Origin of the sequence: Microcoleus anatoxicus (assembly GCF_042465725.1) — a bacterium.
Classification (GTDB): Bacteria; Cyanobacteriota; Cyanobacteriia; order Cyanobacteriales; family Microcoleaceae; genus Microcoleus; species Microcoleus anatoxicus.
The window spans coordinates 5,957,523-5,972,531 of sequence record NZ_CP120853.1 but is presented as its reverse complement, the minus strand read 5'-3'; the positions used below and the strand labels follow the sequence as shown (position 1 = coordinate 5,972,531).

At 42.7% G+C, this 15,009-nt stretch carries 16 protein-coding genes; 12 read left to right on the top strand and 4 right to left on the bottom strand.

Features of this window, described 5'->3' with window-relative positions; all coding sequences use genetic code 11:
• Window positions 1-147 precede the first annotated feature (147 nt).
• From P2A85_RS26010 to P2A85_RS26000, 3 genes are all read left to right on the top strand, one after another.
• Window positions 148-879, top strand: coding sequence for a hypothetical protein (locus P2A85_RS26010; protein ID WP_377476215.1), 732 nt, complete (start codon window positions 148-150; stop codon window positions 877-879).
• Between the two features lie 392 nt (window positions 880-1,271).
• Window positions 1,272-1,409: a hypothetical protein gene (locus tag P2A85_RS26005; RefSeq protein ID WP_377476213.1), complete on the top strand. Its 138-nt coding sequence runs from the start codon at window positions 1,272-1,274 to the stop codon at window positions 1,407-1,409.
• Window positions 1,406-1,927 carry a hypothetical protein gene (locus P2A85_RS26000; RefSeq protein ID WP_377476212.1) on the top strand — a complete coding sequence of 174 codons (522 nt, stop codon included), beginning with the start codon at window positions 1,406-1,408 and terminating at the stop codon, window positions 1,925-1,927. Before P2A85_RS26005 ends, P2A85_RS26000 begins: the two co-directional genes overlap by 4 nt.
• 193 nt (window positions 1,928-2,120) lie before the next feature.
• On the opposite strand, the gene wecB is transcribed toward P2A85_RS26000, so the two are convergent.
• On the bottom strand, window positions 2,121-3,233 hold the full coding sequence (gene wecB, locus P2A85_RS25995; protein WP_377476210.1) for a non-hydrolyzing UDP-N-acetylglucosamine 2-epimerase: 1,113 nt from the start codon (window positions 3,231-3,233) through the stop codon (window positions 2,121-2,123).
• 216 nt (window positions 3,234-3,449) lie between these two features.
• On the opposite strand from wecB, the gene P2A85_RS25990 reads away from it, so the two are divergent.
• A complete protein-coding gene (locus tag P2A85_RS25990; protein ID WP_377476209.1) occupies window positions 3,450-4,019 on the top strand; it encodes a pseudouridine synthase in 570 nt (189 codons plus the stop codon).
• A gap of 46 nt (window positions 4,020-4,065) precedes the next feature.
• On the opposite strand, the gene P2A85_RS25985 is transcribed toward P2A85_RS25990, so the two are convergent.
• Complete coding sequence (locus tag P2A85_RS25985) at window positions 4,066-4,893, bottom strand: hypothetical protein (RefSeq protein ID WP_377476207.1); 828 nt, start codon at window positions 4,891-4,893, stop codon at window positions 4,066-4,068.
• Window positions 4,894-5,118: 225 nt separating this feature from the next.
• Between P2A85_RS25985 and ctpB the strand changes: the two genes are divergently transcribed.
• Entirely contained in the window at window positions 5,119-6,438 is a 1,320-nt protein-coding gene (ctpB, locus tag P2A85_RS25980; RefSeq protein WP_377476206.1) for a carboxyl-terminal processing protease CtpB, read from the top strand.
• Between the two features lie 96 nt (window positions 6,439-6,534).
• Here ctpB and P2A85_RS25975 read toward each other — a convergent pair whose 3' ends face one another.
• Window positions 6,535-6,972, bottom strand: a complete 438-nt coding sequence (locus P2A85_RS25975; protein WP_377476205.1) for a VOC family protein — start codon at window positions 6,970-6,972, stop codon at window positions 6,535-6,537.
• Between the two features lie 13 nt (window positions 6,973-6,985).
• A complete protein-coding gene (locus tag P2A85_RS25970) occupies window positions 6,986-7,495 on the bottom strand; it encodes a TIGR02652 family protein (RefSeq protein WP_377481730.1) in 510 nt (169 codons plus the stop codon).
• A gap of 114 nt (window positions 7,496-7,609) precedes the next feature.
• Between P2A85_RS25970 and P2A85_RS25965 the strand changes: the two genes are divergently transcribed.
• The 7 genes from P2A85_RS25965 to P2A85_RS25935 all read left to right on the top strand — a co-directional run bounded on the left by P2A85_RS25965 (window position 7,610) and on the right by P2A85_RS25935 (window position 14,968).
• Window positions 7,610-8,146, top strand: coding sequence for a gamma carbonic anhydrase family protein (locus P2A85_RS25965; RefSeq protein WP_377476204.1), 537 nt, complete (start codon window positions 7,610-7,612; stop codon window positions 8,144-8,146).
• A 251-nt stretch (window positions 8,147-8,397) separates the two neighbouring features.
• A complete protein-coding gene (locus P2A85_RS25960) occupies window positions 8,398-9,003 on the top strand; it encodes a Uma2 family endonuclease (protein ID WP_377476203.1) in 606 nt (201 codons plus the stop codon).
• A gap of 261 nt (window positions 9,004-9,264) precedes the next feature.
• Window positions 9,265-10,194, top strand: coding sequence for a trypsin-like peptidase domain-containing protein (locus P2A85_RS25955; protein ID WP_377476202.1), 930 nt, complete (start codon window positions 9,265-9,267; stop codon window positions 10,192-10,194).
• Between the two features lie 21 nt (window positions 10,195-10,215).
• Window positions 10,216-11,313: a hypothetical protein gene (locus P2A85_RS25950; RefSeq protein ID WP_377476201.1), complete on the top strand. Its 1,098-nt coding sequence runs from the start codon at window positions 10,216-10,218 to the stop codon at window positions 11,311-11,313.
• Window positions 11,314-11,325: 12 nt separating this feature from the next.
• Window positions 11,326-11,682 (top strand): nucleotidyltransferase family protein, encoded by a 357-nt coding sequence (locus tag P2A85_RS25945; RefSeq protein ID WP_377476199.1) that lies wholly within the window; start codon window positions 11,326-11,328, stop codon window positions 11,680-11,682.
• Window positions 11,669-12,010, top strand: coding sequence for a DUF86 domain-containing protein (locus P2A85_RS25940; protein WP_377476198.1), 342 nt, complete (start codon window positions 11,669-11,671; stop codon window positions 12,008-12,010). Before P2A85_RS25945 ends, P2A85_RS25940 begins: the two co-directional genes overlap by 14 nt.
• Before the next feature lie 45 nt (window positions 12,011-12,055).
• Window positions 12,056-14,968 (top strand): pentapeptide repeat-containing protein, encoded by a 2,913-nt coding sequence (locus P2A85_RS25935; protein ID WP_377476197.1) that lies wholly within the window; start codon window positions 12,056-12,058, stop codon window positions 14,966-14,968.
• The last annotated feature ends 41 nt before the right edge of the window (window positions 14,969-15,009 follow it).

Below are 15,009 nucleotides of genomic sequence, written 5' to 3'. Positions count from 1 at the left end.
AAGTAACAACTGTACCAAACTAGGTTTAGGCGATCTGTCCGAATTGTACCTAAAGCCCTTGAGTGAGTTTAATCATTTTTCATCTCTACCAACCTAACCCAAAGTTTGCACGGTGTTACATCGGGTACATTTATTAAAAGGGTGATTATGGAGCGCATAAATGAATTGAGGTTGAAACTGGAAAGATATTCCGATCGCACTCCCCAAGACGAATTATTATGTGAACTAATTTTAGCAATTTGCTCGGAATCAGTGGATATTATCCAGCGTCGAAAATTAGTCGATCGATTATTTCGGAAACTGCAAATATCACCAAAATTGTCAAAAGTTTCTCATCCCTATTATTTACAAGCCCAGAATAAAACTTGGCTATGGTTAAACAAGCACCTTCACGAATTTAATCCCCAACGCTCTCCGATTCAAGCCAGTCTCGTCACTTGGGTTAACGGTCATCTCAGGTATCGAATTCAAGATTTATATACTTCCAAAAATAGCAAAAATCAAAACACACTTCCTTTAGAGGCTTTAGAAACAAGTGGATTTTATGGATGTTTGGATGCTTTGGACTTGGAAATAGAACGGATTGACAGAGAAGAAAAACAAGCTTTAGTACGGGATATAGCCAATTATTTCAATGGAGATCCACAACAGGAACTTCGCAACTGTCATCCTCGCAACCGTCCCGACTGCAACTGCCAAATAATTGCTCAAAAATTACTTTTGGATGAATCGCCAGCCAAAATGGCAACCATCGCCCGCCAGTTGAATATCAATGAACAAACTATTCACTCTTTTTGGAGGCGTACAGGATTTTCCAAAATCAAAAAAATAGCGGTAAAAATTGCTGAAAAATACCCACAAGTGCTAGCTGAATTGTGATTGAATATAAATTTTATTTTAAGTCGCCGCCAATTGAATTGTCTGCTATAGCAATCCTAAATCATTTGTGAATTTCTTACTCCCTCCCCTTCATAAGGGGAGGGTTGGGGTGGGGTAAAAAACTTTACGACTCCTGCAAGGACTGCTATAGTATAGCAGTCGCCTTAACATTCAAGGCAGTTGCTATAGCAGAAACATACAGCGGTTCCTGCTGTTATGAGGTACAAAAGCGGGGTGCATCGCATTTTTTTAGGGGATTCGCATTCGCGCCTATATCCTATAGATATAGACGACAGAAAGCAGTAGCCCTAGGGCTGCTGCTTAATTTGCTTTGGCTATGTGGGATGGATGGGCGATCGCTGTTTCAAGAATGAGATATGTAGCCTTTTATCTTGTTAAATGACAGCGCTGAAAGTAAAGTTTTCTTTAAAAAACTAGCCACAGCTAAAATTTTTGTGGTAGAGAATGTTGTAGAGGCGATCGCCCAAACTGGTAAAATCCTAGCAAATTCAACAGGAAATCCAAAATGAGACTCAGCAAAATCAACTTATGTGCGATCGGTGCCATCCTCACTTTCGGGATTTTAGTCACAGCCCAAGCAGAGGGAGGAATCGCACAGTTCAGTTTCCGCAACAAATCCACTCAAAAGTTAGCACAAACTCCCCCACCTCCTCCCCCTGCCACATTACCAGTAATCCCACAGACAGCACCCCCTATTAGTAGCGAATCCCTGCCGGATCAAGTAGCTTTAGCAACCCATTTGCAGACCATTAGAGCCAGAATGTACGGTGCTTACTGGTGTCCTTATTGTCACAAACAACAAGAACTTTTTGGCAAAGAAGCATTGACTGCAATTACTTACATTGAGTGCGATCCCAGAGGAAAAGATGCTCAGCCAGATTTATGCAAAGCCGCCAATATTAAAGCTTATCCCACCTGGGAAATTGGGGGTAAATATTATACAGGAATGCAATCATTGGAAAAACTTGCTATCTTATCCGGCTATAAAGGTACTCGCAACTTTCAGCCCCAAGTTCCTACTCCTTAAAATACAGGAATGATGGCGGCTGGGATTTCAACTCGGTTTCCATAGCACATCGGAATGATTTAACCGCAGAGAACACAGAGGACACAGAGGGAGAGAATAGAGATCTGAATTATTCAGATGAAGAAAGGATTTGATAGAATTTGACGTGATAGTTGAAAGTTGACAAAGCACCTTAACAGGCTTGGCGGTTGCTCTAACTCAAATACTCCTTAACAATTTTCAAAATCCGTGCCGCGGCCAAACCGTCTCCAAAAGGATTGATTGCCATTGCCATTGCGTTGTAAGCATCGGCATTGCTCAGTAATTCGGCGGCGGAGTCTGCTATTAAATCGGCATCTGTACCGACGAGTTTAGCAGTGCCGGCGGCAATTGCTTCTGGTCTTTCTGTGGTTTCTCTTAATACTAAAACAGGCTTCCCTAAACTGGGTGCTTCTTCTTGTAAGCCGCCAGAATCTGTGAGGATTAAATAGGCTCTTTGAATCGCTCCTACTAATTCTGCGTAATCTAAAGGTTCAGTTAAAAAGACTCTGGGATGGTTGCCCAAAATAGCTTGTAAAGGTTCTCTAACTGTGGGATTTTTGTGCAGTGGTAATAACAAGGCTGTGTCTGGGAATTGCGCTAAAATTTTGAGAAATGCCTTGGCAATTCCTTGTAATGGTTCTCCCCAATTTTCGCGGCGGTGAACTGTGGCTAAAATAGTGCGATATTTGCTCCATTCTAAGTTGGGAATATTACATTCTGGTTCGCGTTTGGCTACTCCCAGCAAAGCATCAATCACTGTGTTGCCTGTACGGTGAATTTGTCCCAAAACGCCCGATCGCACCAAATTTTCCGCAGCCAGGGCTGTTGGGGCAAAATGCAGCCGTGTGAGCTGAGATATCAACCGGCGGTTAGCCTCTTCTGGGTAAGGATTGAACAGGTCGTCTGTTCGTAATCCGGCTTCTACGTGACCTAGAGGTATTTTTTGGTAAAATGCAGCTAAAGCAGCGGCAAAAGCTGTGGTGGTGTCTCCTTGTACTAGGACAATTTTTGGTTGTAGTTCTTTGAACAAATCTTCTAAACCTTGCAGACTGCGGCAAGTAATGTCTGTCAAGGTTTGCTGGTGTTGCATTATTGCTAAATCTCGATCGGCTTTTAGATGGAACAGTCCCATGACTTGCTCGACCATTTCTCGATGTTGGCCTGTTAATATTACTTGGGTGTCAAAGGATGGGGAATTTTTGAATTGTTGAATTACTGGGGCTAGTTTAATTGCTTCTGGGCGGGTTCCTAGGACGATGCAAACTCGGTGTGTGGATTCGGGCATGGTATAGCAATTGACAGTTGACAGTTGACAGTTGACAGTTGACAGTTGACAGTTGACAGTTGACAGTTGACAGTTGACCGTTGACCGTTGACAGTTGACCGTTGACAGTTGACAGTTGACAGTTGACCGTTGACAGTTGACAGTTGACAGTTGACCGTTGACAGTTGACAGTTGACCGTTGACAGTTGACCGTACATTTTTATTTTTTAATTTGTCATGCCTTATCGTTATATTCTCTTTTACAAACCTTACGATGTTTTAACTCAATTCACTGACAACTCAGGAGAAACTAAACGCAGAACTCTGAAAGATTATATTCCGATTCCTGACGTTTATGCGGTGGGAAGGCTCGATCGCGATAGTGAAGGCTTGTTGTTGCTAACGGATGATGGACAAATGCAGCACCGACTCAGTGACCCGAAATTCGCTCATCCCCGTACTTACTGGGTGCAAGTGGAAGGGATTCCTGATGCAGGTGCGATCGCCACTTTGCAGACTGGTGTCACTATTCAAGATTATCGGACTCGATCGGCAAAAGTGCAATTATTATCAGCGGAACCCCTTTTACCACCACGGGAACCGCCGATTCGATTTCGCAAGCATATACCCACAGCATGGCTGGAAATGACCCTGACAGAAGGCCGCAATCGACAAGTCCGCAGGATGACCGCAGCAGTAGGGTTTCCGACGTTGCGGTTGGTTAGATGTGCGATCGGACATTTGCGTCTAGAAGGCCTCAATCCCGGTGAGTGGCGGGAACTAACTCAAGCTGATTTGAGATTTTAAATGGGAGAATTACATATACATTTAAGAGTCAATCCCCAAGATTTAACTACTTTCTCGCTGGTAAAATAAAACTCTCTTTTCCATTTTTATCCTTTCGCACCTGAGCTCCCAATTTGACAAGAGCTTGTTTCGCCCTTTGGCGCACAAATTTGTCTTTTGTTTGACCATAAACTGAACTCCAAGACATAAACCGCACCTGGATGCTATCGGGGTCTCGACGCAAATACTCAGCAGTAGCACGAAATATCGGTGCTAATTTCTGACCTTCTGGCGTTTTTTCTACCCAGTCAGCAGCCATTTCGTGCGATCGAATAGACTCAGGAATATCACCCAGCAGCAGCAATTCGTCAAGTCCTTTATTTCGCCACACCGTCCACGCTTGGGGGTCAATTTGTGGCGACAGGACGTTAGTACCGCGTTCCATTAACTCGACGGCAATTTCGGGTTTTGCTTGGTAAAAAGAAACAGCAACTGACAGAAATGGGTAAATTTCCACTCGCCTGGGGTCTCGTCTAGTGATGATGTCAAAATAATCTTGACTAAGGCTGTAACCTGTGATGTCTCTGGCTTCGTCATCGCCAAAATATTGCAAAAATTTCAGAAATGTCCAATCTGCAATTAAATTGTCAAATCCAAAACTGGGGATGGCTTTGAGAATTTTCAGCCGCAGGGCTTCTTGCTGTTCGGATTGCTTGAAAGTAGCGGCCGAGATGGTCGGTAAGGGCTTTCCCCCCTCAGTTTCCCTAGCAGAAATTCCGCCGAATTGCCCCTGAGACTGCATGGTAATGACCCCGCAAGCGGCTGCTATACCAATAACTCCACAGAGGAGCAGACTCAACCACTTTTGGGAAAATTGTTCGACTTTAGCTTGCACGGCACTTGGAAATTTAGGATATTAATTAAGTTTAAAGGATTAGTCGGTCAGCGTAAAATTCAGTAAAATAGATTGGTGATTGGTTGGCGATCGGTGAAAAAGCTAGTTAAACTGTTTAAAAGGATGCCATAGCCTCCGCAAGAAAGTTTATTTACACTGATTTGAGATTTTTTAGCAATCGAAAATCTTCCATCAAAAATCTAAAATAGAATTGAGCGAAATTCAATGAATGTAGCCCGCAGACGCTTTTCTAAATTACAGGCAGCCCTGTTCAGTGGGGCTCTGGCCACAACCGCTTCCATATCTTTGCTTGTACCCGGCATTAGTCAATCCGTCCGTGCTGAGCTTCAAGATAGCCCTAAAGCTGTTTTAGACGAGGCCTGGCAAATTGTGAACCGAGAGTATGTTGATGGCAGTTTTAACAAGACTGACTGGGAACTTACCCGCCAAGATTTGCTAGGCCAAAATTATACTTCTCGCGAAGCAGCCTATACTTCTCTCCGCAAGGCATTAGAGAAGTTAAACGACCCCTACACCCGCTTCATGGACCCGAAGCAGTACGAAGCGTTGACTAATCAAACCTCTGGGGAACTGACAGGGGTAGGGATGAGGCTGGAAGCGGACGAGAAAACTAAGGTGATTACTGTGGTTGAGCCCATGGAAAATTCCCCGGCCATTAAGGCTGGGATTCAAGCGGGCGATCGCATTTTGGTGATTGATGGTAAACCTACTACAGGCATGACTGTTTCTGATGCTGCTCAAATAATTCGGGGCGCTGAAGGCACTAAAGTCACCTTGCGGATTGCTCGGCCTGGTAAAAGTGAGTTTGATCTTACCCTGACTAGGGCCAGAATTGAGGTAGCGGCAGTTCGCTACAGTCTCAAAAATGAAGGAGGTAAGAAAGTCGGTTATATCCGTTTGCAAGAGTTTAGCTCCCACGCCGGAGAACAAATGCAAGCAGCTATTAAAAAGCTCTCGGATCAGAAAGTTGATGCTTTTGTGTTGGATTTGCGTGGCAATCCAGGGGGTTTGCTACGTGTAAGCATTGATATTGCCAGGATGTGGATGGATACCGGGGCTATCGTCCGTACAGTCGATCGAGCCGGTGATTCTCAGGAAATGAAGGCAAATCGGACTGCCCTCACTGACAAGCCTTTGGTAGTCCTTGTAGACGACAATTCCGCCAGCGCCAGCGAGATTTTGGCTGGTGCTCTCAAGGACAATAAACGCGCCACGGTGATGGGTGGTCAAACTTTTGGCAAAGCTTTAGTACAATCGGTGCATTCTTTGTCTGATGGTTCGGGATTGGCGGTGACGATCGCTCACTACTATACTCCCAACGGTACTGATATTAGTCACAAGGGCGTTACTCCCGATGTCAAAGTCGAAGTCACCGATGCACAAAAGCTGAAATTAGCTAACAAACCGACTTTGGTTGCTACTAAGGACGATCCTTGTTACGCCCAGGCGATCGCACTTTTGAAAACTACCGCTTCCTCAGCTCGTCCAGTTGCTGCTAATGAAGTTCTAGTTCCTCAGAAGTAGATGAAATTGGCACTTAACAATTAGCTTTAAGATAAAACCCGCCGACGCGGGTTTTATTTTAGTGAAGAGGCTAGTGTTGCACGATCTGGAATTGCATCAGTTATTCAGACGCCAAATAAACTCTAAAGGTAAACCGTCAGTATCGGCAATAAAAGCTACTTCGTAAACATTTTGCCCGATCGCCTGTTGAGTCGGTTCTAATAAAACTTTCAGCGGCTGAAACTGGCTTGGTTCCTCAGAAGCTGCTTGCTCAAACCGTTGTTTGAGAGACTGTAACCAAGTAGGCAAGTCAGTTGTCACCTCAGTTAAATCAAAGGATAGATGATAATATCCAACATAATGCTCGTCTCCAAAAGCATCCGGTGCGGGTTTGGGTTCGGGGATTTGAATCAGTTCGATGCGTCCGTTGAGGCCTTCCATCCAACAGGCTAGGGTGTAACCTGTGGTAAAGCGATCGCTCACAGTAAATCCCAACTGTTCGTAAAAGGCGATCGCCCGGTGAATGTTAGCAGTACGAATCGAGGCGTGGTGCATTTGATTTTGTCATTTATTCAAACAATCGAAAATAGGGATATCGAATCGGAACTCCTGGCTCTTTTTCCAAATCAAAATTAATCACTTCCCAGCAAGGTTCCTCCTGGGATTGGGGGCTAAAATCCACAGGTAAACCGTAAAGTTTCGGCATGGCAGATTCCGATTGACCCCGCCAAGATGTGCTGCGCTCTAAATAAGTGCTGATTAATTCCCGATAACGTTGGGCAATGATGATGCGAGTTGCTCGGTAGCCTTGAGTATATAGTCGATCGAGCGCTTCGTGAATTTCAAACCGAATTCCATCGGGGTGAGTGTGCTGACGATACCATTCATTTTCCCAGTGGCGCCAGTGTCGCCCAGACTGAAGGTGAACTAAATCTCCCGTTTTTGGATCGGCCTCAAAAGCCCCGTGACGCGGACACAAATAGGTATCCGTGAGGGTTAAAGCCGGAATTGTTTGGCGACAGTGGGGACACTGAATCTCCGGGCCAAACATCGGGTATTGCAAGGCTACTTCGATCATGTAGTGCGTCCCAAAAATTTTTCTCTGCAAAAGTCCCAAATACTTGTATTATATCTTGTATTGAGCATTGGTTAAGGTTAACCAATTTTTTCGATTAGCAATCCCAAGGAATCCGTGACTACACTTCCTTCCCATTGGCCTATTCCCGATCTCTCCCAAGCTGCTTTTGTCGCCGCCGGTGCTGTGGTTATGGGTAAGGTAGAAGTCGGTGCTGGGGCGAGTATTTGGTACGGGGCGGTGGTGCGAGGGGATGTGGAGCGGATTGCGATCGGCTCTTGTACTAATATCCAAGATGGATCTGTTTTACACGGCGATCCAGGAAAACCTACGGTTTTGGAAGATTTTGTGACAGTGGGACACCGAGCGGTGATTCACTCAGCTTACATTGAACGGGGTTGTTTGATCGGGATTGGGGCGATCGTCCTCGATGGAGTCAGGGTAGGCACAGGATCGATCGTCGGTGCAGGGGCTGTTGTTACCAAGGATGTACCCCCTTACACCCTAGTTACCGGAGTACCTGCGAAGCGATTGCGGGATGTTTCTCAGGAAGAAGCCGCGGAATTAATCGAGCACGCTAGGCGTTACGAAAAGTTGGCTTTAGTCCATGCAGGTAAAGGGACTGATTTGGGATTTTTTGAGGTGAAGGAATAAGGTTTTCAACATTCAATTAAAACTGAAACCATCTGTCTCTCTCGTTTTTATCGAAGTCTAGATCCCCCTAAATCCCCCACCCCCCCCTACCCCCCCCAAGGGGGGAAAAAAGGGGAGTAGGGGTTGACTGTCGATCGGAATCTTGTCCCCCCCTTATTAAGGGGGGCTAGGGGGGATCTCCGAGCTAGTTTTATTTAACATCAATGCTAAACTATCGTAATTAAAATCAAGCAAAAAAGTATTGATTTCTAATGATTTACACTACAGAAAAATTCCTAACTTTTGAAACATTCCTCGATCGCTATTGTGACAACTTCCGCTACGAGCTCGCTGACGGAGAATTAGTTGAGATGGAACCCACAGGCCCCCACGAAACCGTCGGCGGTAAACTAGCAACTCAAATCGGCATCGTTATCGCAGCCGAAAAACTACCCTGGCTCATTCCCCGCACTTGTTTGATCCGTCCATTTTCCGACGCAGCTACCGCGCGCCGTCCCGATATAGTCGTATTAGATGAAACTGCCCTTGTCAGCGAACCTCTCTGGGAAAGAGAACCTGTGATTACCCTGGGGCGATCGATTAAGTTAGTGGTAGAAGTCGTCAGCACTAATTGGGAAACGGATTACGCCCGAAAAGTTGAAGAATATGCTCTTTTAGGAATTCCTGAATATTGGATAGTTGATTATCGCGGATTGGGTGGCGTGGCTTTTATCGGTAAACCTAAACAACCTACTATCACAGTTTGTCAACTGATTGACCAAGATTATATTCAGCAGCAATTTCGACTCGGACAGCAGATTATTTCTCCTCTGTTAAAGAGCTTGGAACTTCGGTTAGATGATATTCTGCCTCGATAAAGTGGCGTGTCAAACTATATCTTTAGGAATACGATCGCACTTCCCTGATTGATTTTGTGACAGGCGGGGTTATTGCCGACGGGATAGCTGGGTTTCACGGGCTTTTTGATGGGTTTGGGAGAGTGCGGGCGATCGCCTAGATATGTCTTTGGGAATATGGTAAACTCAAAAACATCCGGCTAAGGCTGTCGGAGGAGTAAAGGTGAAAAGTAATCATAAAGTACCCCAAGTAGCCTATTAACTGATTTAGAGAAAAATTTAATGAATCCAGACGTATTTTTGGAACAGAAAGATGTTTCGCCTTTGATAGCAGCATTAACTCGCTGGTCACAGCAGGTTATTATTGCGAGCGATCGCCAAGATGTGTTGAATAATGCTGGCATTCATCAGGCTTTATTAAACCAGATTAAATTTGATAATAAGGCTCCACTTTTTGCTAATAGTTTAGTAGCAGAACTCAAAAAATATTCTTTTTCATATCAAAAAGCTGATTATCATCCGCTGGTTAACTTACTGCAACATTTGTGCGATCGCGCTCACTTAGAAATAGATGAATTGCCTGAAGAAGACTTTGCTTTATTTAGCAAGTTGGTGGAAGATGGCAACGATAAACTTAAAGCTTTAGCGCGTCGTCATGCCGTAGGCAGAATTGAATCACCAAAAGGAACTGGTATCGGTACTGGAGTCTTAATTCAGCCAGATTTATTACTCACCTGCAATCATGTTTTTACTAAAAGTCAAGTCAAAGAAGCATGGGTTCGTTTTAATTCCAAATCTGGAAGCTTCTTGTTAGACAAATATTTATTTGAACTAGACTTCGATCTTGTCAGCAACCATAACCGTCCAGATCATGCTTTGGTCAGAGTCAAGGGTCAACCCCAACAACTGACAACAAATCAAATTAATGATAGGCTAGATAGCGGTCAAGAAATTCGCACGATCCATCATCCTCTCGGTAAACCTGTCGAGATTGCCCAAATCGGTCATATCGTTCAAGTAGGAGAAGATTATATTAACCATAACCTTCGTACTGACAATGGTTCCTCTGGCGCACCTATTTTTAACCGTCAGTGGGAATTAATTGCTATACATCAGGGTGATACAGGTATTGGTCGTACTCTCCCATCTGGTATAATGGGAGGAATTCCTATTCGTGCTATCTGGGATAAAATTTCACCGCATCTTGCTTAATTCTAGCTAGGAGTAAACCAAATGAAACTTTGGCAGTCCGTTGCTGAAAGTGTTAATCGTGAAGCAAAAAAATATAAAACGCTGTTTCTTCCAGAATATCGAGTTGATGTCGGTAGCAGCGGTACTCCAATTCAGGCTGGTGAGGCCTATTGTCGCATTTGGCTAGTAGAAATGAGTCTTGCTAAAGATGTCGATTGGTTCAAGCAGCGATATCCGATAGTTCATGCAGCGGTGCGCTTCGATCGCGGTGGGAAATCCGTTACTATTCCCTATATTGCTGCACCGGGGAATCTGAAGGAACTAGCAAAAGACAATTTAGACAGAGTAATTCAATACAACTATCCGCTGACTCCTCTGTTTCCTTTCAATCAAGGTTTAGTGGAGTTACAAGCCGGATTGTTTAGTATTGCTGCTAGCGATCCCATTGGTAAGTTGATCGAGACGATCGGGCGATTTTCCAAACTATTGCCAGTACCAGAACTATCAAAAGTTATAGATTTAGCAGACCCTGTATATCGGGGAATTGAAGATTTATTCGATTTGGGAGAAAGACGTTTAGAACTGGGTTATCATCAGACTTTCTCTGATGCGGATGGGGGTGGCAGTAATACTCTAAAAGATGGTTATTTTGTAGCAATTTTGGCTGAAGATAGTGAGATCAATACATCTCAAATATGCGTGGTTAATGACAGTCTTAAGATTGGTTCTCCTGGCAGTACGAAAGTTTTTATCCAGGATGGTAAACCTCTAGAAGGTTATAGCTATATGCTATTTCGCTTAGAAAAACGAACAGCTCAGGATTGGGAGTCTTTGACGAGTATTAAAGATTTGGTTGACCAAGCACAAGATGCCATTAGTGCAGGGAAATATGAACCAGTAAAAACATTGCTATTGCCTGCGATTAAAACGGCGATTTACCGCAGCCCTGATGTGGCGAAATCCGATCGAAAACCGATGGTGTTTAAAATCGAAGATTATTTGCGGGAGATCGGTTTACAAAGCAAAGGAGAAAGGCGATCGCTCTATTCCATCATGCAGCGCCCTTTACCGCCAATTGATGATGAGACAGAGGCAGAATTGCGATCGCTGGAAACACTTTTTGAATACAAGAAAATTTAGGAGTTTGAATCAATGACTATAGAAGTTCTTACCCAGGTGGATACAAAAAATATTCTGGAGAGACGGTTCGGAGTTTCAGAAAAAGCGATTATTGAGTTTTGTCAGCGTTGGCAGATTATTGAATTTGCAGTATTCGGTTCGGTTTTGCGATCGGATTTTCGTCCTGATAGTGATATTGATGTGTTAGTGACTTTTGCGCCAGAAGCTAAACGGGGTTTGACTGAAACTCTAGAAATGCAAGATGAGTTAAAAGCAATGTTTACCCGTGAAGTAGATTTCATCATCAAGAAAGCCCTGGAAAAAAGCGAGAATTGGTTACGTCGTCAAATTATTTTAGATTCAGCACAAGTGATTTATGCCACGCGATAAGGAATCCTTGATTGATATAGAAAGAGCCACCAGACGAATATTGCGTTACACTGAAAATATAAGTCGAGTTGAACTGGAAATGAATGATGAAAAATTATCAGCCATTCTCTACCAGATTGCGATTATTGGCGAAGCAACCAAACGGCTATTTCAAGATTTTTGTCAGCAACATCCAGAAATTTCTTGGAGAGAGATAGCTGGAATGCGAGATATGTTGATCCATAAATATGACCAAGTTGATTTTGATGTAATCTGGGATGTTGTACAAAATAAGCTTCCTGAACTTCTAACTCAATTTGAACCAATTCTCCCATCTCCTGAAAAATAATTGTGAAAATCACAAACCAAAAGTAATTAATTATGGCGACTAACTATGAACTTGTTAAAGCCTGAAGAACAAAGAAAGCTTAAGGAAATTTTAGCCAATAGTTCACAACTGAAAACTGCTGACTCTCGCATTGATTTTATCGGAGCAAGTCCTCTAAGTAGTTTTCTTAATTTGATTCGTACAGATCAAAGGGATTTTAATGGTTTTTTTAATCACCTGATTACTGAGATTTCTAAAGTTAGACCTATCAAAGATAATGAAAGCTCGGAAGAAAAATTGGCATTAGTTATTTTATTAGAATATTTTATTCATAGTGAACAAAATTTATCTCCGGAAGATGAAGAGTTTATAAAATATTTGATTCAAAAAAATCAAACAAAAAAGAGTGATGAAGATAAAATAGATTGCCCGTATCAGGGCTTATCAGCATTCCGAGAAGAAGATAAAGACCTATTTTTTGGACGGGAGGAGTTTGTACAGCAGTTAGTGAATGCTGTGAAACAACATTCTTTAGTACCTGTAATTGGTGCGTCTGGAAGTGGCAAATCTTCTGTTGTACTTGCTGGGATCATTCCTCGGTTGCGGGCAGAGGGAACTTGGCTGATTGAGTCTTTTCGTCCGCAGAGTCAGCCGTTTTATGAGCTGGCTTCTGCTTTGGTACTTGCGTCCTATCCAGAACTGAAAAAAGAGGAACGCAAAGAAAAAGTCACCAAATTGTTTAACCAGTTTCAGGGGGATAGAAAACTATGGCAGGAAGTAAGAGACATCCTAGAAGAACATCGCAATAAGCGATTATTGTTGATAATTGACCAGTTTGAGGAATTATATGCCGTTGATAAGCAAACGCAAGAACAATTTGTTGATGCACTTTTGGAAGCAATTAAGTTCAATTCTAATCTCAAACTGGTTTTGACCATCCGACATGAATTTCTCGACTACATTATAAATTATCCACGCTTTAAGGAAGCTGCGTTACAGCCGGACGGTCACAAATTTTTAGGGACGATGAACCGAGAGGAAATGAAATCGGCAATTGAGTTAATTGACAATAGTACCCAGAAAAAGATAGTGGAATTGGAGGATGGACTGACACAGCGCATTTTAGATGACGTGCAGCAAGAACCAGGAAATTTATCATTGCTGGAATTCTCTCTCACGCAACTGTGGTCGGAGAATAGGGGAGGGATATTAACTCATCAGACATACGAAAAGATTGGCGGTGTGAGAAAGGCATTAGCTAATCATGCAGATGAGATTTATTACAAGCTGGATGAGGAAGAGAAAAAACAATTACAGCAAATCTTTGTACAGCTAGCACGTCCAGGGGAAAAAAGAGATGTTGATGAGGAACAGAAAAGACAGATACAGCCAAGTTTCGTGGCGACAGATACCCGACAGTTAGCGACTCGCGCTGAAATCGGGGAAGATAATTGGCGGTTAGTACAGAAACTTGCTGGCGTAGACCCAAACATACCAGAGAAGGAGAAAAAGCTACCGCTGTTAGTAACTGGACGGAATGAGAATACTGGGGAACAAACCGTGGAGGTTGTCCATGAGGCGTTGATTAGAGAATGGGAGTTATTAGTTGGTTGGTTGAATAAATATCGAGATGTTCTTTTGAGAAAGTATGATATTGAATATGCTGCTAAGAAGTGGCGAGATACGGGAAAGACCGGAGGGTATTTGCAGGGGAAAATGTTACAAGATGCGAGATATTTTCAAAGGCAACAATCGGTAAATTCAACTCTTTCTAATTTAGCGACAGAATTTATTCAAGAAAGTGTTAAATATACAATAAGACGAATTGGCATTGGTTTTATTGCTCCCGTTATAATCATCGGGTTAGTAGGATTTTTTGTTTATAAAAACATTAAAATCACCCAACTTTGGGCTACTGTCGAAGCTGCTCGAACGCAGAAAAATAGTCTGGCAAGAAACCAAGCACTTGAGCAGTTAGTGCAAGCTGGTGAAAGTTTAGCAAATCGGGATTTTGTCGAATATGATCTCACTGGGATAAACCTGAAAAACGCCAATCTTAGTGCTGTTAACTTTCAGGGTGCTATCCTGAGAAATGCTGATTTGAGAAATGCTAACCTTAGAGAGGCTTTCTTAGGTGAAGCAGATCTTGGTGGTGTCAAATTAAATTCTGCTAATCTGGTGGATACAACTTTCACTGATGCCTATCTTGGAACTGCAAAACTCAATAATGCAAAATTAAATAATGCTGATTTAAGCAATGCTGATTTAAGCAATGCCGATTTAAGCGATGCTGACCTCAGTAATGTCAAACTCCCAAATACCAACCTCAGACGTGCTAATCTTAAAGGAACTAATTTCAAACAAGCTATTCTCAGCGATTCTGACATTGGTAATGCAAACATAGAAGGTGCAAATTTGGCAAATGCCGATCTTACAAATACTTATCTCGGTGATGCAAAAATAGGAGGTGCTAACATTGCCAATGCAAACTTAAGTAATGCTAAAGATTTGACTCAAGAACAATTACAATCTGCTCTGAATTGGAGGATAGCTAAGTATACCGCATTAATTCCTAACATCAAAAATAAACAATGGCAATCTATAGATGTAGTAGCTGATCAGGGATGGACAAAAACCAGTATTTGCTTAAAAAAAGGCTCAACTTTAAATATTATCGCCAAAGGGAAGTGGACTAACGGATTCTATGATCGATCAGACGGTACATCATATCAACCATTTTATGGAGCTGATGGTCTAGATACAGTTGATAAAGAAGAAATTAGAAATAATTGGTCTGTACCTACAACTAAAGTTGGTACTTTGATCGGGAATTTTAATAATGGTAAACCATTTAAAATAGGTTCAAAATACACGCAAGTTGCCAAAGAAGATGGTTGTCTTCATCTTTCAATCAATGATACCACAGTATTGACAGACAATTTGGGAGCATTAAGTGTAATTATTAATATATCCCGTTAAAAGATTACTTATTTTAGAAATACTAATAGTTGTACTTCAAT

Excerpts from the sequence above, each read along its gene's own strand:
- P2A85_RS26010 (WP_377476215.1), top strand. The coding sequence starts at position 148 with ATGGAGCGCATAAATGAATTGAGGTTGAAACTGGAAAGATATTCCGAT.
- P2A85_RS26000 (WP_377476212.1), top strand. The coding sequence starts at position 1,406 with ATGAGACTCAGCAAAATCAACTTATGTGCGATCGGTGCCATCCTCACT.
- wecB (WP_377476210.1), bottom strand. The coding sequence starts at position 3,233 with ATGCCCGAATCCACACACCGAGTTTGCATCGTCCTAGGAACCCGCCCA.
- P2A85_RS25990 (WP_377476209.1), top strand. The coding sequence starts at position 3,450 with ATGCCTTATCGTTATATTCTCTTTTACAAACCTTACGATGTTTTAACT.
- ctpB (WP_377476206.1), top strand. The coding sequence starts at position 5,119 with ATGAATGTAGCCCGCAGACGCTTTTCTAAATTACAGGCAGCCCTGTTC.
- P2A85_RS25975 (WP_377476205.1), bottom strand. The coding sequence starts at position 6,972 with ATGCACCACGCCTCGATTCGTACTGCTAACATTCACCGGGCGATCGCC.
- P2A85_RS25970 (WP_377481730.1), bottom strand. The coding sequence starts at position 7,495 with ATGATCGAAGTAGCCTTGCAATACCCGATGTTTGGCCCGGAGATTCAG.
- P2A85_RS25960 (WP_377476203.1), top strand. The coding sequence starts at position 8,398 with ATGATTTACACTACAGAAAAATTCCTAACTTTTGAAACATTCCTCGAT.
- P2A85_RS25955 (WP_377476202.1), top strand. The coding sequence starts at position 9,265 with ATGAATCCAGACGTATTTTTGGAACAGAAAGATGTTTCGCCTTTGATA.
- P2A85_RS25950 (WP_377476201.1), top strand. The coding sequence starts at position 10,216 with ATGAAACTTTGGCAGTCCGTTGCTGAAAGTGTTAATCGTGAAGCAAAA.
- P2A85_RS25945 (WP_377476199.1), top strand. The coding sequence starts at position 11,326 with ATGACTATAGAAGTTCTTACCCAGGTGGATACAAAAAATATTCTGGAG.
- P2A85_RS25940 (WP_377476198.1), top strand. The coding sequence starts at position 11,669 with ATGCCACGCGATAAGGAATCCTTGATTGATATAGAAAGAGCCACCAGA.
- P2A85_RS25935 (WP_377476197.1), top strand. The coding sequence starts at position 12,056 with ATGAACTTGTTAAAGCCTGAAGAACAAAGAAAGCTTAAGGAAATTTTA.